The sequence below is a fragment of the Desulfotomaculum sp. OF05-3 genome (genome assembly GCF_003435535.1).
GTDB classification, from domain to species: domain Bacteria; phylum Bacillota; class Clostridia; order Lachnospirales; family Lachnospiraceae; genus Pilosibacter; species Pilosibacter fragilis.
Genome location: NZ_QWGO01000001.1, coordinates 94,275 through 113,794, shown reverse-complemented (window position 1 = coordinate 113,794; position 19,520 = coordinate 94,275). Strand labels below are relative to the sequence as shown.

At 50.1% G+C, this 19,520-nt stretch carries 16 protein-coding genes; 15 read left to right on the top strand and 1 reads right to left on the bottom strand.

The window, feature by feature from the left end:
• The first annotated feature begins 183 nt into the window (after positions 1–183).
• The 11 genes from DXA87_RS00470 (at position 184) to DXA87_RS00420 (ending at position 13,357) form a co-directional block, all read left to right on the top strand.
• The gene (locus DXA87_RS00470; protein WP_117469863.1) at positions 184–1,218 is read left to right on the top strand and encodes an ATP-binding cassette domain-containing protein; all 1,035 of its coding nucleotides are present in this window, start codon (positions 184–186) and stop codon (positions 1,216–1,218) included.
• Complete coding sequence (locus DXA87_RS00465; protein WP_015554874.1) at positions 1,211–1,891, top strand: methionine ABC transporter permease; 681 nt, start codon at positions 1,211–1,213, stop codon at positions 1,889–1,891. Before DXA87_RS00470 ends, DXA87_RS00465 begins: the two co-directional genes overlap by 8 nt.
• Before the next feature lie 179 nt (positions 1,892–2,070).
• Positions 2,071–2,958: a MetQ/NlpA family ABC transporter substrate-binding protein gene (locus tag DXA87_RS00460; RefSeq protein WP_015554873.1), complete on the top strand. Its 888-nt coding sequence runs from the start codon at positions 2,071–2,073 to the stop codon at positions 2,956–2,958.
• Between the two features lie 399 nt (positions 2,959–3,357).
• Entirely contained in the window at positions 3,358–4,728 is a 1,371-nt protein-coding gene (locus tag DXA87_RS00455) for an MATE family efflux transporter (RefSeq protein ID WP_242997993.1), read from the top strand.
• Positions 4,729–5,161: 433 nt separating this feature from the next.
• Complete coding sequence (locus tag DXA87_RS00450; RefSeq protein WP_117502966.1) at positions 5,162–7,141, top strand: ABC-F family ATP-binding cassette domain-containing protein; 1,980 nt, start codon at positions 5,162–5,164, stop codon at positions 7,139–7,141.
• A gap of 276 nt (positions 7,142–7,417) precedes the next feature.
• Positions 7,418–8,110 carry a redox-sensing transcriptional repressor Rex gene (locus DXA87_RS00445; RefSeq protein WP_015554866.1) on the top strand — a complete coding sequence of 231 codons (693 nt, stop codon included), beginning with the start codon at positions 7,418–7,420 and terminating at the stop codon, positions 8,108–8,110.
• Positions 8,104–8,472: a holo-ACP synthase gene (gene acpS, locus DXA87_RS00440; protein WP_015554865.1), complete on the top strand. Its 369-nt coding sequence runs from the start codon at positions 8,104–8,106 to the stop codon at positions 8,470–8,472. The genes DXA87_RS00445 and acpS overlap by 7 nt, the downstream gene beginning before the upstream one ends.
• Positions 8,469–10,052, top strand: a complete 1,584-nt coding sequence (locus DXA87_RS00435; RefSeq protein WP_117502965.1) for an NAD(P)H-hydrate dehydratase — start codon at positions 8,469–8,471, stop codon at positions 10,050–10,052. The genes acpS and DXA87_RS00435 overlap by 4 nt, the downstream gene beginning before the upstream one ends.
• On the top strand, positions 10,042–11,217 hold the full coding sequence (gene alr / locus DXA87_RS00430; protein ID WP_117502964.1) for an alanine racemase: 1,176 nt from the start codon (positions 10,042–10,044) through the stop codon (positions 11,215–11,217). The genes DXA87_RS00435 and alr overlap by 11 nt, the downstream gene beginning before the upstream one ends.
• A 176-nt stretch (positions 11,218–11,393) precedes the next feature.
• On the top strand, positions 11,394–11,744 hold the full coding sequence (locus DXA87_RS00425) for a type II toxin-antitoxin system PemK/MazF family toxin (RefSeq protein WP_117469858.1): 351 nt from the start codon (positions 11,394–11,396) through the stop codon (positions 11,742–11,744).
• 266 nt (positions 11,745–12,010) lie between these two features.
• Positions 12,011–13,357, top strand: a complete 1,347-nt coding sequence (locus DXA87_RS00420; RefSeq protein ID WP_117469857.1) for a hemolysin family protein — start codon at positions 12,011–12,013, stop codon at positions 13,355–13,357.
• 71 nt (positions 13,358–13,428) lie between these two features.
• Here the strand turns inward: DXA87_RS00420 and DXA87_RS00415 are convergent, their stop codons facing one another.
• A complete protein-coding gene (locus tag DXA87_RS00415) occupies positions 13,429–14,013 on the bottom strand; it encodes a xanthine phosphoribosyltransferase (RefSeq protein WP_015554861.1) in 585 nt (194 codons plus the stop codon).
• A gap of 480 nt (positions 14,014–14,493) precedes the next feature.
• Between DXA87_RS00415 and recQ the strand changes: the two genes are divergently transcribed.
• The 4 genes from recQ to DXA87_RS00395 all read left to right on the top strand — a co-directional run bounded on the left by recQ (position 14,494) and on the right by DXA87_RS00395 (position 19,425).
• Entirely contained in the window at positions 14,494–16,362 is a 1,869-nt protein-coding gene (gene recQ / locus DXA87_RS00410) for a DNA helicase RecQ (protein ID WP_117502963.1), read from the top strand.
• Positions 16,363–16,578: 216 nt separating this feature from the next.
• A complete protein-coding gene (locus tag DXA87_RS00405) occupies positions 16,579–17,616 on the top strand; it encodes an ABC transporter substrate-binding protein (protein WP_117502962.1) in 1,038 nt (345 codons plus the stop codon).
• A gap of 92 nt (positions 17,617–17,708) precedes the next feature.
• Entirely contained in the window at positions 17,709–18,638 is a 930-nt protein-coding gene (locus DXA87_RS00400; protein ID WP_117469854.1) for an ABC transporter permease, read from the top strand.
• Positions 18,631–19,425 (top strand): ABC transporter ATP-binding protein, encoded by a 795-nt coding sequence (locus DXA87_RS00395; protein ID WP_117502961.1) that lies wholly within the window; start codon positions 18,631–18,633, stop codon positions 19,423–19,425. The genes DXA87_RS00400 and DXA87_RS00395 overlap by 8 nt, the downstream gene beginning before the upstream one ends.
• Positions 19,426–19,520: the final 95 nt, after the last annotated feature.

Here is a 19,520-nt window from a genome sequence, read left to right as displayed (position 1 = left end):
CCACCACAGAAAGACAGATGAATGTCAGAGCCGGAAAAATTCATAAAAGACTCTCTGATATAGAAAAAACCTATAACGACTTATTTCTTATCTGTATTGGACGGATCAGTGAAAACGTGATATCTTATTAGCACACACAGAAATTAGAAAATGTACGACTGGTACGTACATAGGAGGATAAAATTGATTCAGTTAGACCATATTACAAAGACCTTTGATACCGGCGCGGATAAAGTCCACGCGGTCTCCGATGTAACGCTCCATATCAAGAGCGGCGAGATCTTCGGTATCATCGGATTCTCCGGAGCCGGAAAATCCACACTGGTGCGATGCATCAACCTGCTTGAGAGACCGACGAGCGGAACCGTCACCGTAGACGGAAAGGTCCTCACGGATCTTCCAGCAAAGGAATTGAGAGAGGCGAGAAAGAAGATCGGAATGATCTTCCAGCACTTTAACCTGATGCGTTCCAGAACGGTAGGAGAGAATGTCGCTTACCCGTTAAAGGGAAGCGGGCTTACAAAACAGCAGATCAAGGCGAAAGTGAAGGAGCTTTTGGAGCTCGTTGATATCGCAGAGAAGGAAAATGCGTATCCGAGCCAGCTTTCCGGCGGACAGAAACAGAGAGTCGCGATCGCAAGGGCCCTTGCGAATGACCCGAAGGTTCTTCTCTGCGATGAGGCCACCAGCGCTCTGGACCCGCAGACTACGGGGGCGATCTTACAGCTCTTAAAGCATTTAAATAAGAAGCTTGGAATCACTATCGTGATCATTACCCACGAGATGGCAGTTGTCAAGGAGATCTGTGACAGGGTTGCTGTTATGGAGCACGGAAATGTTGTTGAGGAAGGCGATGTGTTCTCGATCTTTGCAGCACCGAAGGCTGGTATCACGAGAGATTTCATCCGCACCACCTCAAACCTTCAGAAGATCGAAAAACTGATCGAGGATAAGTCACCGCTTGTAGAATTAAAGCCGGGCGAGAAGATCCTTCGGTTGAACTATATTAAGAAAAATACATCGGAGGCATTGATTTCCGAGACTTCCAGAAAGTTCAACATCAACTTAAATATCATCTTTGCGGATCTGGAGATCGTTCAGGACGCGCCGATCGGCGGAACCGTAGCGATCGCCAGCGGCAGGAAAGAGGATATTGAGGGTGCAGTTGAATATCTGAAAGCAAAGAATGTAGGAGTGGAGGTGATTGAGAATGGCTGATTTTTTAAATGCAATCATCCCAAATGTCATGTCGAAGCCGGATGAACTTCTTGAAAGCTTTGGACAGACGATCTACATGGTGATCGTATCAGGAGCAATCTCCATGGTATTCGGACTTTTCTTCGGAATTGTCCTCACGGCGACCGCTCCGAAGGGTGTTTTAAAAAACAAGGTTGTTTTCAATATTTTAGACAAGCTGGTAAATATTTTCCGTTCGATTCCGTTTGTGATCCTTCTGACAGCTCTGATCCCGCTGACCCGTATGGTAGTGGGAACCGCCATCGGTACGAAGGGCGCGATCTTACCTTTGATCTTCGGTACTGTCCCGTTTTTCACGAGACAGATCGAGAGTGCGCTCGCTGAAGTGGATTACGGACTGATCGAGGCGGCGGAAAGCATGGGGAACAGTCCCTGGGAGATCATTTTCCGGGTATATCTGAAGGAGAGTGTACCGGGAATCGTCCGCGCGATGCAGATCACGTTCATCAGTCTGGTAGGCCTTACCGCGATGGCAGGTGCTGTCGGCGGCGGCGGACTCGGAGACTTCGCGATCCGTTACGGTCATTCCAGAGGACAGACAGACGTCACATATGTGACTGTGATCATCATTCTGATTATGGTAAGCCTCATTCAGAGTACAGGTTCTTATGTTATTAAAAAGACGACCCATTAAGAGGGTATCCCCTTGTTGGGCGGTCGGTATGTTTCAATACCGGTCATAAGAAACGATCATATAGCTTGAAGCGGCGCGGAAATTTTCTGAGCCGTATCAATAGAATGGAACTGTCCGGTCCGTACAGCGAATGCGGACAGAACCGGGCAGCGACAAATCAGTTTAGGAGGAGACATATTATGAAGAAAAGAATTTTAGCACTTGGTACTGCAGCAGTTTTAGCATTATCCTTAACTGCATGCGGAAGCAGCCAGAAGGCAGAGACAACAGCAGCGGCAGCAGACACAACAGCAGCAGGTTCCGCGGCAGCAGATACGACAGCAGCATCCGGCGAGAAGACAGTGATCAAGCTCGGCGTAGTCGGCGAGAACAATGAGCAGTGGCAGCCGGTCATTGAGAAACTTGCCGAGGAGAACATTGATCTTGAACTTGTAAAATTTGCGGATTATCCGCTTCCGAACCGTGCGTTAAACGACGGCGAGATCGACTTAAACTCTTTCCAGCACATCGCATATTTTGAGGATGACTGCAAGAACAACGGATATGATCTTTCCATCATCGGTGAGACCATCATCGCTCCGTTAGGACTTTACTCCAACAAGATCAAAGACGTTTCCGAGATCAAGGACGGCGATATCATCGCGATCCCGAACGATGCTACAAACGGCGGCCGTGCGTTAAAGCTCTTAGAGTCCGCAGGTCTCATCAAGGTTGATCCGGAGGCTGGTTACACACCGACGAAGAAGGACATCACAGAGAATCCGTTAAACCTTGACATTAAAGAGGTTGAGGCAGCAAACACAGCAAGCCTTCTTCCGGACGTCGCAGCGGCAGTCATCAACGGCGGCCATGCGGTTGACAACGGTTTAAACCCGGAGAAAGATTCGATCTTCCTTGAGAGTGTTGAAGAGGGAAGCGACAACCCGTATGTAAACATCATCGTTGCGAGAACAGCGGACAAGGACAATGAGCTTTACAAGAAAGTTGTAGATTATTTCCGCACACCGGAAGTTGCGAAAGTGATCGAGGAGACTTACAAGGGCGCTTACATTCCAACATGGGAGTAATTTTTAGAATCTAAATAGTGCGAATGGCCAAAGAGGCAGGATATCCCGTTTACTTGCGGGTTTCCTGCTTCTTTTACGTGAATTCGTAACGATTCAGTACCTTCATAATTACAAGCAAAAATCCATTCCGAACCGGCTGCGACGATGGGATTTTTGACTTTTAGTCTATGTTTTCTTACGGTCAGAGCAGCAAATGTGCAGACCTGGTGAATAGTTACTTGAATTCACAAAATTTTCTTGTGAAACAGACAACGGTTTTCCTGTGACAGCGACGCCATGGAACTGCTTGCTTTTTCTCCCGAAATCCCGTATGATTTACATAGATATTATATTTTAATGGTAAATTTTACATGAAAAACGAGATAAAACAGAAATAACAGTCAGAAAGGGGCAATGCGGATGCCGAGACCTCAAGGTGGACGAAAAACAAACATTGATATGACGGAGGGAGTGATCTGGAAACAGCTGGTGCTGTTTGCAATCCCGCTGATCATGGGAAATGTATTCCAACAGCTCTACAATACCGTGGACAGCATCGTTGTGGGAAATTATCTCGGAACGTCGGCCCTGGCTGCTGTGGGAGCCACCACGGCGATCTGCAACACGCTGGTGAACTTCTTTAACGGAATCTCCATCGGAGCCGGTGTGGTGATCAGCACGAGTTTCGGCGCGAAAAACCTCGAGAAGCTTCACGAGGCGGTGGAGACGACGATCCTCTTCGCGGTGATCGTCGGATGTTTTGTCTCCCTGATCTCTATCGGGGTCGTTCCGGTGATGTTAAAGTGGATGTCCACGCCGGATGATGTGGTCGGACCGGCGGGTGAGTATTTAAAGATCTACTTTGTCGGAGTTCCGGTGCTGTTCCTCTACAATATGGGAAGTGCGATCTTAAGGGCTGTGGGGGATACGAGACGTCCGCTCCTGTTCCTGATCATCAGCAGCTGCTTAAATATTGTTCTGGATATCCTTTTTGTGGCGGTATTCCACTGGGGGATCAGCGGTGTAGCGATCGCCACAGTGATGGCGGAGACAGTTTCCGCGTTCCTGGCCTGCATGACACTCACAAGAACAGATGGAGCCCATAAACTTGTCTTAAGAGATTTACATATCAATAAGACCTGTCTCGGTGAGATCTTCCGGATCGGACTTCCGGCCGGTGTCCAGCAGGGACTCACAGCGTTTTCCAATGCTCTGGTACAGGCATACGTCAACGGTCTTGGTTCCTCGGTGATCATGGCGGGCTGGAGCTGCCACTCGAAGATCGACCAGTTCGCGATCCTGCCGGCCCAGAGCATGGGCCAGGCGGCAACCACCTTCGTGGGACAGAACCTCGGCGCGAAGAATGTAAAGCGTGCCAGAAAAGGCGTCCGACAGGCGGTGTTCATGGGTGTCGGCGCGCTGAGCTGCATCTCCATCGTCATGGCGCTCTCCGCGCGATCCCTGGTATCCCTTTTTAACAGGGATCCGTCGGTTCTGCATTACGGAACTCTGTTTATCCTGATGACCGTGCCGTTCCGCTTCTGCAGCTCCTTCAACCAGATCCTGGCTGGTTCCTTAAGAGGCTCCGGTGACGCGAAGGGCCCGATGTGCATTATGCTCTTCAGCTTCGTTGTCTGCAGGCAGATCTATCTGTTCTTTGTGACAAAGATCGCCTTCAACGAGTACACCGTAGGTCTCGGCTACCCGGTTGGGTGGATCGTGTGCGCGGTTATCTCCTACTTTTACTATAAGAAAAGCAGATGGGAAGATCAGGTGGAGAAAGAAGCATAAAATGAATAAAGATGTCCGCTGCCTGGTTCAACATGAACGGAATGTCATGGAAAACGGCAGCGGATTTTTGATTTTGTGTTCGTTGCGCTGATGGGAGATATGTGTTATACTTAACTGCGTATGTCGTTTTATATGAATACGATATGGTGTTATATCAGGCGGATTTGATGTGACATGACACTGACAAGATAAAAGAGGCAGGCAGCCGGACTGAAAAAGCGGTTGGTTGTAAGGACAAAATGTTTGGACTTGGAACGATCATAAACGTCGGTGTGGCCGTATTTTCCCTGGGCTTAAATAAAAAAGTAAATGCCGGCAAATACAGAGTCTGTATTTGCGGTTGAAAGATAAAAGAGCAGTTGTAAAAATAACTGCGGTGTACAAAAAGTATGCGGCTGTGAGGCTGTTACAGTGATAGAAACAGGAGGATTTTATGATATTATCCTGCAGCAATATCTGCAAATCATTCGGAAGCGACGATATTATCAAGAACGCTTCCTTTCATATTGAGGATCATGAAAAAGCTGCCATCGTCGGCATCAACGGAGCGGGAAAATCGACGCTCTTAAAGATCATTGTCGGCGAGCTGGCACCGGATTCCGGTGAGGTGGTGCTTGGAAGCGGGAAGACGCTGGGCTACCTGGCGCAGAACCAGGATCTTTTGAGCCACCGGACTATCTATGAGGAGATGCTGGATGCGAAAAAGTCCGTCATCGCCATGGAAAATCGTCTGAGGGATCTGGAAAATTCCATGAAGACGGCATCCGGGGAAGAGCTGGAGACCATGATGAATCAGTACAGCCGTTTAAGCCACGAGTTTGAGCTCATCAACGGCTATGCCTGGAAGAGTGAGATCGTGGGCGTCTTAAAGGGACTTGGTTTTACGGAGGAGGAGTTCTCCAAGCAGATCTCCACGCTTTCCGGCGGACAAAAGACACGAGTTTCTCTGGGCAAGCTTCTTCTCACAAACCCGGATATCATTCTTCTCGATGAGCCGACGAACCATCTGGACATGTCATCCATCGCATGGCTGGAGACTTATCTCTTAAACTACCGCGGTGCCGTTCTCATCGTTGCCCATGACCGGTATTTTCTTGATAAGATCGTATCGAAGGTCATCGAGCTGGACAATGGACATGCTGTGGTCTACTCCGGGAATTATACGGCCTACAGCGAGAAGCGGGCGCAGATGCGCGCGATCCAGATGAAGGCGTACTTAAACCAGCAGCAGGAGATCAAGCACCAGGAAGCGGTCATCGAAAAGTTAAAATCCTTCAACCGGGAAAAGTCCATTAAGAGAGCGGAGAGCCGGGAAAAGATGTTAGATAAGATCGAAGTCCTTGAGAAGCCGACGGAGGTCAATGACGCCATGGATATCCGCCTGGAGCCGAATATCTTAAGCGGAAACGATGTGCTGACAGTAAACGGTCTGGCGAAGTCCTTTGGTTCCCAGACATTATTTACAGACCTGAATTTCGATGTAAAGCGCGGGGAACGGGTTGCTATTATCGGTGACAACGGAACGGGAAAGACCACGATCTTAAAGATCATCAACGGTCTTGTGGAGCCGGATGACGGTGAGATCATTCTTGGTTCCAGAGTCCACATCGGATATTATGATCAGGATCATCAGGTGCTCCACATGGAAAAGACTTTGTTTGAGGAGATCTCCGATGCCTACCCGGGAATGTCCAACACCCAGATCAGAAGTACGTTAGCGGCATTCCTCTTTACCGGGGACGATGTGTTTAAGCGGATCGGGGACTTAAGCGGCGGCGAGAGAGGCCGTGTTTCCCTTGCGAAGCTCATGCTCTCCGAGGCAAACTTCCTGATCCTCGATGAGCCGACGAACCACCTGGATATCACTTCGAAGGAGATTCTGGAGAATGCCTTAAGCCATTACGGCGGTACGGTGCTCTACGTCTCCCATGACCGTTATTTTATCAACAAGACCGCAACGAGGATCCTGGATCTCACCGGAAAGCGGATGATGAATTATATCGGTAACTACGATTATTATCTGGAAAAACATGAGGCCATGATGAACGCCCATTTCGGGACCGAGAATGTGGAGCCTACCGGCGGAATCGTCGGATTCGGCGCATCAAAGACGGGAGCGGCGGCTGAAACTTCCGGAAAAGCGGCGGAGAGCAGCGCGGACGCAGGCGGAAAGCTTGACTGGAAAGCCCAGAAGGAAGAGCAGGCCCGCCAGAGAAAACGTCAGAATGACTTGAAAAAGGTCGAGGACGAGATCCACAGACTCGAGACGAGAGACGGTGAGATCGACGGACTTCTCTGCGACGAGAGTGTTTTCTCCGATGTGGCGAAGCTCATGGAGTTAAATAAAGAAAAAGAGGAGATCGCAGGGAAACTTGAGACTTTGTATGAAAAGTGGGAGGAGCTGGCTGAATAAGCAGCAATCATTAATATCCGCTGAGTCTCAGGTCCGTTGCTGCCTGCGCAGGGTGTGAACAGCAGCAAACCTGTTGAACAGATATAGATATACTCAAAAGAAAAATGTTCCGTCCGGTCGGGGAGATCATGGGCGGGACATTTTCTTTTTTATGGGCTAGGGCAGTTCCAGCCCCAATTCGCCTAAATTCTTTGACAAGGATTTGACAAATAATATAGATATGAGTATAATAGATTCCATCGTTATATGAAAGTTTTGAGAAGGTGAAACCAGAAAATGACAGACGAAAGACAGATTTCAAAGGCGGTTATTTCCAGACTTCCGCGCTATTACAGATATCTGGGTGAGCTGATGGAGGAGGGGATCGAAAGGATTTCTTCCAATGAGCTGAGCGCCAGAATGAAGGTGACGGCGTCCCAGATCCGTCAGGATCTTAACAATTTCGGCGGCTTCGGCCAGCAGGGATACGGATATAATGTTAAGTATCTCTACACGGAGATCGCAAGGATTTTAGGAATCGACAGACAGCACAACCTCATTATCATCGGAGCCGGAAACCTTGGACAGGCCATCGCCAATTACACAAATTTTGAGAAGCGCGGATTTATGATCAAGGGAATGTTCGATACCAATCCGCGGCTGATCGGTCTCGTGGTCCGTGGTGTGGAAATCCGCGGGATCGATGACCTTGAACAGTTTATTATCGATAACGAGGTGCAGATCGCAGCCCTCACGATCCCGAAGTCCAAGGCTCCGGAGATCGCAGAGCGCCTGGTAAAGGCCGGAATCAAGGCGATCTGGAACTTTGCCCATACCGACCTAAATGTTCCGGATGATGTGGTCGTTGAGAATGTCCACCTCTCCGAGAGCCTGATGCGACTTTCCTATCGTGTCTGCAGCATGCAGGATGAGCGGGAGCGGAAAGCAAAGGAAAAAGCAGAACAGACGGGAACCAATGAGACATGTTGATTGGAGTTGGCTGTGATTTGATCGAAATTGAGCGCGTAAAAAAAGCCTGTGATAAAGAGGCTTTTTTGTCGCGTATTTATACCGAGCGTGAGCGCCGGCAGGCAAAGGGAGATCCCCGGGTCCTTGCCGGCACTTTTGCCGTTAAAGAAGCAGTGGCGAAGGTGTTTGGAACGGGATTCCGGGAGTTTATGCCGATTCATGTGGAGGTCTTAAGAGACCCTCTTGGAAAGCCCTATGTGGAGCTTCATGAGGGAGCCGCAAAAACAGCAGAAGATCTCGGGATCACAAAGATCGAAGTGTCGATCTCAGACACGAAGGACCATGCGATGGCGTTTGCCGTCGGAGAGGGGGAGGCCGGATGAAAGCAGTTCTCAGCGGAAAAGAAATGAAAGAGTTCGATGCAAGGTCCATCAAAGGGTATGGGATTCCATCCTTAGTCCTGATGGAACGGGCAGCGATGGCAGTTGCAGAAAAAGCAGAGGAGATACTGGAGAAAGAACGGGCAGGGACCGTCTGGTCCGTCTGCGGCTTTGGAAATAACGGGGCGGATGGAGTTGCCGCCGCCAGAATGCTGTTTTTAAAGGGGTACGATGTGAAGATCGTTTTCCCGCAGCGGGACGGAAAAGGAAGCGAGGAGCTGGAAGCCCAGCTAAATGTCGTAAAACGGCTGGGAATTCCGGTGATGACGGCGGAAGATCTGCCGGACCCGGTGGAAAAGAAGATCCCGGTGCAGCCGTTTAGAAAGGCCGGGGAGAGAAAAAGAAGCTGCCGGGGCGTGATCCTGGACGCAATCTTCGGGATCGGCCTTTCGAGAAATGTGGAGGGCGCATACCGGAAGCTGATCCGGTGGATCAATGGACAGGAAGACATGAAAGTCATTGCTGTCGATATCCCGTCGGGCATCAGCTCCGATAACGGAAGCGTGATGGGAGATGCAGTCCGCGCGGATGTGACGGTCACGTTCGGAGAAAAGAAGCTTGGACAGGTGCTGTTTCCGGGGCGGGAGCTCTGCGGACATCTTTTCGTGAAAGATGTGGGCTTTGTGCCGGAGAGCAGCACAGAACGGGAAAAGCATGTCCAGATGCTGGATCGGGAAGATCTTTTGAGGATCCCGGCCCGCATGGCTGATTCCAACAAGGGAACATACGGAAAGATCCTTGTGATGGCAGGAGCGAAGAATATGGCGGGGGCTTCCCTGCTTTCCGCCAGAGCGGCATACCGGATGGGAGCCGGACTTGTAAAGGTCTTTACCCCGGAGGAGAACCGGCTGATCGTACAGGAAAAGCTTCCGGAGGCCATTTTAGCCACCTACGACACGAAGGAGGCCGAGAAAGATCCGGAAAACTTTGCGCGAAAGATCGCGAGGGAGACGGAATGGGCCGATGTGATCGTTCTGGGCCCCGGGATCGGGATGGAGGACTATGCCAGATGCATGGTGGAAAATGTCCTGAAGGACGCCTATGTTCCGATCATTCTTGACGCGGATGCCCTGAATCTTGCGGCGGAATACCGGGAACTTACAGGTTATTTTACGGAGAATATTATCGTGACGCCGCATATGAAGGAGATGTCGCGGCTCACAGGAATTCAGATAGAAGAAATGAAGGAGAATCCGGTCCGCACCTCCAGGGAGTTCGCGGATCAGTACGGCGTAGTATGCGTCTTAAAGGACGCGGCGACGGTGATCGCCGGAAGAGACGGAAAGACGTTCGTGAACGGAAGCGGGACTCCGGCTATGGCCAAAGGCGGTTCCGGTGATGTGCTTACGGGCGTGATCGCCGGGCTCGTAGCGCTGGGACTGGAGGAGAGTGACGCGGCGGCCCTTGGAGTTTATGTACACGGTCTCGCCGGCGAGGCCGCTGAGCAACATTTTGGAGTCCACGGAGTGTTAGCAGGGGAGATCGCAGATTGCCTTCCGGAGGTATACAGAGATGGAATTTGACAGAATCTACGCAGAGGTGGATCTCGGGCGTATTGAAGAAAATATGAAGGCCATGAAGGAGCATCTTCGTCCGGGAACGAAGATGTACGGCGTGGTAAAGACGGATGCATACGGACATGGGGCAGTTCCGGTGGCGAGGACCATCGACCGTTTTGTCTGTGGGTACGCGGTGGCAACGGTGGATGAGGGGCTTAAGCTCAGGAGACATGGAATCGAAAAAGAGATCCTGTGTCTTGGTCCGGTTTCAGCCGGCCGCTATCAGGAATGTCTTGAAAACGACATCAGTCTGCCTATGTTTGAATACCAGAGAGCAAAAGAATTATCAGATGCCGCTGTGGCAGAGGGAAAGACCGCGAAGATCCATATCGCGGTGGATACGGGAATGAGCCGTATCGGACTTTTCCCGGATGAGGGATCCGTGGAGACCGTAAAGGAGATCGCAGAGCTTCCGGCTCTCAGGATCGCCGGTACGTTCACCCATTTCGCCCGGGCGGATGAGGCAGATAAGACGAAAGCAGGGGAGCAGTACAGACGGTTCCATGCGTTCTGTGATGCTGTGAAGGCAGCGGGAGTGGAAGTACCGGTCTGCCACTGTTCCAACAGCGCAGGAATCGTGGAGCTCCCGGATTTTAACATGGACGCGGTCCGTGCGGGAATCACGATCTACGGCCTGTACCCGTCGGATGAGGTAAAACAGGATATCATTTCTCTGAAACCGGCGATGGCGTTAAAGAGCTTTATCACTTACATCAAGGAGATCGGACCGGGAACGGAGGTCAGCTACGGCGGAACCTTTAAGGCGGAGAAGACGATGCGGATCGCTACGGTCTCTGCAGGTTACGGGGATGGCTATCCGAGAAATCTCTCCGGAAAAGGAGAAGTGCTGATCCATGGAAAACGGGCAAAGATCTTAGGACGGATCTGTATGGACCAGTTTATGGTGGACCTTACGGGGATCCCGGAGGCCAAAGAGGGAGATTCTGTGACTCTTGTGGGCAGAGACGGGAATCAGGAGATCACTATGGAGGAGCTTGCAGAGATTTCCGGCGGATTCCATTACGAGATCCCATGCCTGATAGGAAAACGTGTGCCGCGGCGGTACGTGAAGAATGGAAAAGAAGTGGGCGGCATGATGTGCAGGGATGAGGAGTACGAAGGCTTCTGACGGTCATGCTCGAAAACCGGTACGTCTGAATAAAATATCATAAGTGGGAAATACTCTGGACTATAAGAAGCACGCGTTGCAGGCTTCTTGAGGGAGCGCGGCAGCCGCCGGGGACAGGTGCAGGCACAGCCCCGGATCTGCTGACCGCATAGAAATTCAGGCGGAGTGTGAGACTTGTGATTATCAGACGGGGCGATATCTATTATGCGGATCTGAGACCGGTAGTCGGTTCGGAGCAGGGAGGCGTGCGGCCTGTGCTCGTGATCCAGAACGATGTGGGGAACAAGCACAGCCCCACGGTGATCTGCGCGGCGATCACATCAAGGATGAATAAGGCAAAACTTCCTACCCATGTGGAGCTTTCCGCCAGAGACTGTGACATGGTGAAGGACTCTGTGATCCTTTTAGAACAGCTTCGGACCATCGACAAGCAGAGGCTCAGGGAAAAGATCTGCCATATCGACGGGGAGCTGTTAGGCCGGGTGGACGAGGCGCTGAAGGTCAGCCTGGAACTTGGAGGCTATTAGGAAAATGCCTGTGAAAGGGGCGGAACCTGTTACATAATCGCGGGTGTATTCCTTGACGGGGCATGGATTTAATGCTATAGTGGACAAATAGTAACTGTTCAGTAGGTCTGCGCATTTACTGCGCTGACCGTAAGAAAACTTAGAATAGAAGGCAAAAATCCTATCGGCACAGCCGATTTGGAATGGATCTTTGAAACAATTCAGCCATGGATCTGGAAACGGCTGGATGCAGTACTGAAAATGATAAAGGAGTGTAGGTAATTCTCATGGACGATGGCAATTCGTGGATAGGAATTGTTTTATTTGCCGCATCGGTGATCCTGTTTGCGGTGATGTACGGATTCGGTGCGGCGGTTCAGGCGCTGAACACCAGTGCACTGGAGGATGAGCGCGACGAGGGGAATAAGAGGGCGGAAAAGCTTCTGAAGATCCAGGAGGATCCGTATCTCTTTATCCGCACAAACCAGCTGGCAACGAGTATCCTGACACTGGCAATGGGAGCGTCTTCCCTGCTGTTTGTGGTACGAAATCTGACGGCACTGCTCGGAGTGCGCACAAAGCTGCCGCATCTGGCAGCCGTTGGAATTTCATATGTCGCGGGACTTGTGGGAATCGCATTTCTGCTCACGGGACTGGGGATCGTGATCCCGAAGCGCATCGCTGCGAAAAGTCCGATCCGGTTCTGCTATAAGGTGCTTCCACTGGTGGAGCTCGTGGCGAAATTTCTGTTTCCGTTCGCGTGGCTGATGGATCAGTTCGCCTATATCTCCCTGAAGGCGGTGGGCATCAATATCCGCGAAAAAGATGACAATGTGACCGAGGAAGACATCATGTATATGGTCAATGAAGGTCATGAGCAGGGGGTCTTAGAGGCCAGTGAGGCGGAGATGATCACGAATATCTTCGAGTTCGATGATAAAGTGGCGGCGGATATCATGACGCACCGCACGGCTGTCCTTGCGTTGGACGGGGAGATCACGCTTAAGGAAGCGCTGGATTTCGTTGTGAAGGAAGCAAACTACTCGAGATTCCCGGTTTATGAGGAAGATATCGACAATATCATCGGTATTCTCCACATGCGGGACATGCTTCATTATACAGACTCGAAAGAACATTTAAATACGCCGATCAAAAAGATCAAGGGTCTGCTCAGAAGTCCACACTTTATTCCGGAGACGAAGAATATCAACTCTCTCTTTAAGGAGATGCAGTCCCAGAAGATCCATATCGAGCTGGTCGTGGATGAGTATGGTCAGCTTGCGGGTATCGTCACGATGGAGGATATCTTAGAGGAGATCGTCGGAAATATTCTGGACGAGTATGATAAGGAAGAGCCAGATATCGTTTCCAGAAAGAATGGTACATATGAGCTTACCGGTCTCACACTCTTAGATGATGTGGAGGAGACTCTTGGGGTGGAATTTGATAAGGAAGATAAGGATAACTTTGACACGTTGAACGGTTTCATGGTGTCCAGGCTTGGACATATCCCGAAAGCGGGAGAGAAGGGGAGTGTCCGGATCGGGGACTATCTGTTAAAGATCATGAAAGTGGAGAACAAGGTGATCCAGACGGTTCTTGCGATTCCGTTACCGAAAGAAGAGAAGAAATAGAAAGAAGAAATAGAAAACGGATACTCTGCACTCCGGCATTCCTGCCGGAAGCGAAAGTATCCGTTTTTACATTAGTCCTGTTCGCGGAATTTTACAGTGCCGGCAGCCGGGTCCATGGACTCAACGATGGCTAAGGACTCTAAGTGGTAGCCCAGATTTCTGATGACCTGTCCGCCGATCTGGAATCCTTTTTCTACCACGATGCCGATTCCTTCAACTGTAGCGCCCGCCTCATGGACAATGGAGATCAGTCCCTGAAGGGCATAACCGTTCGCAAGGAAGTCATCGATAATTAAAACATGGTCATCCGGGGAAAGGAATTTCTTGGAAACGATGACCTGATTTTTACATTTATGGGTGAAAGATTCTACCTCAGCAACATACATTTCGCCGTCAAGGTTTACGCTCTGGGATTTCTTCGCGAAAACGACCGGCACATGGAAATGCATTGCCGCGATACAGGCGATACCGATGCCGGATGCCTCGATGGTCAGGATCTTGTTGATATTTTCATTGGCAAAACGGCGCTTGAACTCCGCGCCCATCTCGTCAAAAAGTTCGATATCCATCTGATGGTTTAAAAAGCTGTCGACTTTTAATACGTTTCCCTCTTTTACAACACCGTCTTTCGCGATACGCTCTTCTAAAAAGTTCATGTTCTTTCCTCCGTAATTCCCCTTTTCGGGTGTATCTGTATTGTATCCAATTATAGCAATATTGGGGGGAGATTACAAGATGAAAAGTCGGGGAAAATATTACTGTACACGGGTAGGAATTTTCTGAACTGAAAATTCCGTACAATACAGTGGTGGTAGTGGATTTTGCCGATTCGGAATGCGAAGCATCGGCAAAATCAGTTACTGTTTGCGCAAAGCGTGAACAGTAACGGGAAAATGAATGGGCACAGGGATGGAAAAGCGACATCTTTTATAAAAGTTTATGGACTGCGGGCTTGCACGGAGAGCAGGAGCGTGATATTATGGAACAACAATAAATTCTTGATTCTGAATGATCTGATATTCGATATGCTCTTAGCTGCGCTGCGGCATCGTTTTTCTTTATGTTCCATTTGAATAATGCTTCAATAGCAGACTTTGCTCGATACTTTATCAGATTTGGAAAGGTATTATGCTTTTATGGATAAATATGAGGTATTAAAACAGTATTTCGGCTATGACGCTTTCCGGGACGGACAGGAAAAGATGATCGACGCGATCACCTCCGGCAGGGACGTACTTGGAATCATGCCGACGGGTGCGGGAAAGTCGCTCTGTTACCAGATCCCGGCGCTGATGGCAGGGGAGAACGGGGGAATTACGCTTGTGATCTCACCGTTAATTTCCTTAATGAAGGACCAGGTCAGCGCGCTGAACCAGGCGGGAGTCCATGCGGCCTATTTAAACAGTTCCCTGACGTCAGGGCAGTATTATAAAGCGCTGGGATATGCCCGCGAGGGTCGATATCCGATCATCTACGTCGCGCCGGAGCGCCTTCTGACACCGGAATTTCTCGATTTTGCCGTCCACGCGAAGATCGCTATGGTGGCGGTGGACGAGGCCCATTGTGTCTCCCAGTGGGGGCAGGATTTCAGGCCCGGTTACCTAAAAATAGAAGAATTTTTGTGTACACTCCCGAAACGTCCGGTAGTCAGCGCCTTCACGGCAACGGCGACGGCGGAGGTTCGGGATGATATTATCGATCTCCTGAAACTCCAGGATCCGGTGGTGACGACAACAGGATTCGACCGTCCAAACCTCTATTTCGAGGTCCAGAGCCCGAAGGACAAGTATGCGGCGGTAAAGACATATATCGAAGAACACGCCGGTCAGTGCGGCATCGTTTACTGCCTGACGAGAAAACTCGTGGAGGAGGTGACGGAGAAGCTGATGAAGGACGGCTTTTCCGTGACGAGATACCACGCGGGACTTTCCGACAGCGAGAGAAAACAGAATCAGGAGGATTTCATCTTCGACCGGGCGCAGATCATGGTGGCGACCAATGCCTTCGGCATGGGAATTGACAAGTCGAACGTCCGCTTTGTGATCCACTACAATATGCCGAAGAACATGGAGAGCTATTATCAGGAAGCCGGCCGCGCGGGGCGTGACGGGGAACCGGCGGACTGCCTGCTGCTCTACGGCGGCCGAGATGTGGTGACAAACCAGATGTTTATCGACAACAACCGGGATAATGAGGAGCTTGACGATGTGACGAGAGCGATCGTTGCGGAGAGAGACCGGGAGCGCTTGAAAAAGATGACGTTCTACTGCTTTACGAACGACTGCCTGAGAGAGTATATCCTGCGGTATTTCGGGGAGTATGGAAGCGGATACTGCGGGAACTGCTCGAACTGCAAGACACAGTTTGAGGAGATGGATGTGACGGAGATTGTGAAGGCTATCGTGGGCTGCGTCGCAGAGTGCCGGGAGCGGTATGGAACCACGGTGATCCTGGATACTGTCCACGGGGCAGCGACGGTGAAGATCCGAAATTACCACATGGATGAGAATTCCCATTACGGAGAGTTATCGAAGGTTCCCACATACAGATTGCGCCAGGTCTTAAATTTCCTCCAGGTGAAGGAATATCTTGTGGTGACATCCGACGAGTACGCCATCGTAAAACTCGGAAAGAACGCGGCGGCCCTCTTAAACGGCGAAGATGAGAAAGTCATGATGAAGCTCCCGAAGGAGCAGGAGAGAATGAAGACTGGGAAGACTTCCAGTGCGAAGAAGCCAAAAATGACGGCCGGAAGCGAGAACTTTACAGAGAAGGAGACGACGCTTTTCGACCTCTTAAAGGAACTTCGCAGGGAGATCGCAAGGGAAGAAAAAGTCCCGCCCTACATAGTATTCTCCGACAAGACGCTGGTACATATGTGCCTTGTAAAACCCCAAAATAAGGAGGAAATGTTGAAGGTTTCCGGCGTTGGTGAGTTTAAGTTTGAGAAGTACGGGGAGAGGTTCCTGGATAAAATCAGGGACTCTTTGAGTGGGGAATTATAAATTTAAAAGCGCAGAAAGTTTCGAAATATCGAAATTTATGCGCTTTTTGCATAGATAAAAACAGGAAATCGACTTGACGAATCACAGAAACGGGTGTATGATAATGACAGTTTCACTCACACGCGTTAAAGCGTAACGCAACAACGCATTTAAGAACGGAATTCCGCATGAAGGAAAGGATTCCGAAAAGAGAAAAATTGAGGGGAGATCGATATTATGAAAAAAGTAACAGCACTTGCAATGGCAGCCGTCGTTGCGGCTTCTGCACTGACGGGCTGTGGATCCAGTTCCACAGCGGAGACAACAGCAGCAGCCACAGAGGCAAAAACAGAAGCTGCGGCAGCAGCTTCCACTGAGGCGGCAAAAGAGGACGGCAAGACTTATAACGTAGGTATCTGCCAGTTAGTCCAGCATCCGGCACTTGACGCGGCGACAGAAGGCTTTGAGGCTGCATTAAAAGATAAACTCGGTGACAATGTTAAATTTGATCTTCAGAACGCATCCGGCGATTCCGCAACATGCGCAACGATCATCAACCAGTTCGTTTCCAACGATGTTGATCTGATTCTTGCAAACGCGACTGCAGCACTTCAGGCCGCTGCGGCAGGAACCAGCGAGATCCCGATCCTCGGAACCTCCATCACGGACTACGCGACTGCTCTTGACATCGATAATTGGACCGGTACGACTGGTCTTAACATTTCCGGAACCTCCGATCTCGCTCCACTTGACCAGCAGGCTGCAATGCTCAACGAGCTGTTCCCGGAGGCAAAGAATGTCGGCTTATTATACTGCTCCGCAGAGCCGAACTCCAAATACCAGGCAACAACCGTAAAGGGATACCTGGAAGATCTTGGATACACCTGCAAGGAATACACCTTCGCAGACTCCAACGATATCGCTTCCGTAACAACAACAGCAGCAGGAGAGAACGATGTTCTCTATGTTCCGACTGACAATACGGCTGCTTCCAATGCAGAGATCATAAACAATATCTGCCTTCCGGCGAAAGTTCCGGTAATTGCAGGTGAAGAAGGAATCTGCTCCGGATGCGGCGTTGCAACTCTTTCCATCGACTACTACGATATCGGATACAAAGCCGGTGAGATGGGCGCAGAGATCCTGATGGACGGCAAAGATGTAAAGGAAATGCCGATCGAGTTTGCACCGGAGGTAACAAAGAAATACAATAAGGCAAACTGTGAGGCACTTGGAATCACGGTTCCGGATGACTACGTTGTGATCGAAGAATAATAACGACTTGAAATTATGAGGACATCAGGGTGGCAAACAGCAAAAAATTTTGTCACCCTGTTTGCTATCATTAGCCATAGGAGGAAAGAAACGTGAATTTTGCAACATTGTTTAATGCATTGCCGGGTGCCTGTGCACAGGGACTCATCTGGGGCATCATGGCGATCGGCGTTTATATTACATATAAGATCCTCGATCTTGCAGACCTTACCGTGGACGGAACCATGTGTACGGGAGGTGCTGTCTGCATCATTTTCATGTTAAACGGACATTCTGTGGGAGTGTCCCTGTTTGCGGCGTTTATCGCGGGAATGATCGCGGGTCTTGTGACCGGAATCTTTCACACGGCGATGGGGATCCCGGCGATCCTTGCGGGAATCCTGACCCAGCTTGGTCTCTACTCCATCAACCTCCGCATTATGGGCGGTAAGGCAAATCAGGCCATCAGTGTGGATAAGTATGATCTTTTGGTGTCTCTCCGTTATGTAAAGGGAGTCGCTTTTTATAAGAACACGATCTTCGTGACAGCATTAATCATTGTGATCCTGATCGGAGTCCTCTACTGGTTCTTCGGAACGGAGATCGGATGTTCCATCCGTGCCACAGGTTCCAACCAGAATATGTCACGTGCCCAGGGTATCAATACCGATTTCACAAAGATCTTAGGTCTTATGATCTCCAACGGGATCGTTGCCTTTGCGAGCGGCTTATATGCCCAGTATCAGGGCTTTGCGGATGTCAACGCAGGTCGCGGTGCCATCGTGATCGGTCTTGCGGCCGTTATCATCGGTGAGGTCGTTTTCGGAAAGATCAGCCAGAACTTCGGCTTCAAGCTGTTCTCCGTTGCCTTCGGCGCGATCATTTACTATCTGGTCCTTCAGGTCGTACTCTGGATGGGATTAAATTCCAACGATTTAAAACTCCTGTCAGCTCTTGTCGTTGCGGTATTCCTTGCGATCCCGTACATGAAAGGCAAATATTTCTCTAAACCGGTAAAAAGAGGAGGTGCACCTCGTGCTTGATCTTCACAGTATTTATAAAACCTTCAACGCGGGAACCGTCAATGAAAAGACTGCGTTAAACGGATTAAATCTTCATTTAAACGAAGGCGATTTTGTCACCGTCATCGGTGGAAACGGAGCTGGAAAATCTACCATGTTAAATGCGGTCGCAGGAACGTGGTTTGTGGATGAGGGAAAAATCACCATCGATGATATCGACGTGACAAAGCTCCCGGAGCACAAGCGTGCGAAGTATCTCGGACGTGTATTCCAGGATCCGATGACAGGAACGGCTGCCACCATGCAGATCGAGGAGAACATGGCATTAGCAGCAAGAAGAGGAATGACACGTTCTCTGAAGGCCGGAATCACCGCAAAAGAGCGTGAGTTCTACAGGGAGCAGTTAAAGATCTTAGGCCTTGGTCTTGAGGACCGCCTCACATCAAAAGTCGGACTTCTCTCCGGCGGACAGAGACAGGCGCTGACCCTTCTCATGGCAACCTTAAAGAAGCCGAGACTTCTCCTTTTAGACGAGCACACGGCAGCTCTTGACCCGAAGACGGCAGCAAAGGTTCTTGAGACAACCGATACGATCGTAAACAGTGAGCATCTGACAACACTCATGATCACTCACAACATGCGCGATGCGATCGCCCACGGGAACCGTCTGATCATGATGAACGCAGGCCACGTGATCTATGATGTGGCCGGAGAGGAGAAGAAACACCTGACAGTCCAGGATCTTCTTGCGAAGTTTGAGGAAGCTGCAGGCGGCGAACTTGCGAACGACCGTATGATCCTGTCGTAGGGGCCATATATATAGAAGAAACAGGTCGAAAAGTAGATAAACGGCAGCGGATATCTGTAAGCAGATTGCAGAGTTTGCTGCCGTTTTTTGTGTAA

What these genes read in the sequence shown, in the direction of transcription:
- DXA87_RS00445 (WP_015554866.1), top strand. Translation starts at nt 7,418, where the DNA reads ATGACAGACGAAAGACAGATTTCAAAGGCGGTTATTTCCAGACTTCCG.
- recQ (WP_117502963.1), top strand. Translation starts at nt 14,494, where the DNA reads ATGGATAAATATGAGGTATTAAAACAGTATTTCGGCTATGACGCTTTC.
- DXA87_RS00460 (WP_015554873.1), top strand. Translation starts at nt 2,071, where the DNA reads ATGAAGAAAAGAATTTTAGCACTTGGTACTGCAGCAGTTTTAGCATTA.
- DXA87_RS00420 (WP_117469857.1), top strand. Translation starts at nt 12,011, where the DNA reads ATGGACGATGGCAATTCGTGGATAGGAATTGTTTTATTTGCCGCATCG.
- alr (WP_117502964.1), top strand. Translation starts at nt 10,042, where the DNA reads ATGGAATTTGACAGAATCTACGCAGAGGTGGATCTCGGGCGTATTGAA.
- DXA87_RS00415 (WP_015554861.1), bottom strand. Translation starts at nt 14,013, where the DNA reads ATGAACTTTTTAGAAGAGCGTATCGCGAAAGACGGTGTTGTAAAAGAG.
- DXA87_RS00455 (WP_242997993.1), top strand. Translation starts at nt 3,358, where the DNA reads ATGCCGAGACCTCAAGGTGGACGAAAAACAAACATTGATATGACGGAG.
- DXA87_RS00435 (WP_117502965.1), top strand. Translation starts at nt 8,469, where the DNA reads ATGAAAGCAGTTCTCAGCGGAAAAGAAATGAAAGAGTTCGATGCAAGG.
- DXA87_RS00465 (WP_015554874.1), top strand. Translation starts at nt 1,211, where the DNA reads ATGGCTGATTTTTTAAATGCAATCATCCCAAATGTCATGTCGAAGCCG.
- DXA87_RS00405 (WP_117502962.1), top strand. Translation starts at nt 16,579, where the DNA reads ATGAAAAAAGTAACAGCACTTGCAATGGCAGCCGTCGTTGCGGCTTCT.
- acpS (WP_015554865.1), top strand. Translation starts at nt 8,104, where the DNA reads ATGTTGATTGGAGTTGGCTGTGATTTGATCGAAATTGAGCGCGTAAAA.
- DXA87_RS00450 (WP_117502966.1), top strand. Translation starts at nt 5,162, where the DNA reads ATGATATTATCCTGCAGCAATATCTGCAAATCATTCGGAAGCGACGAT.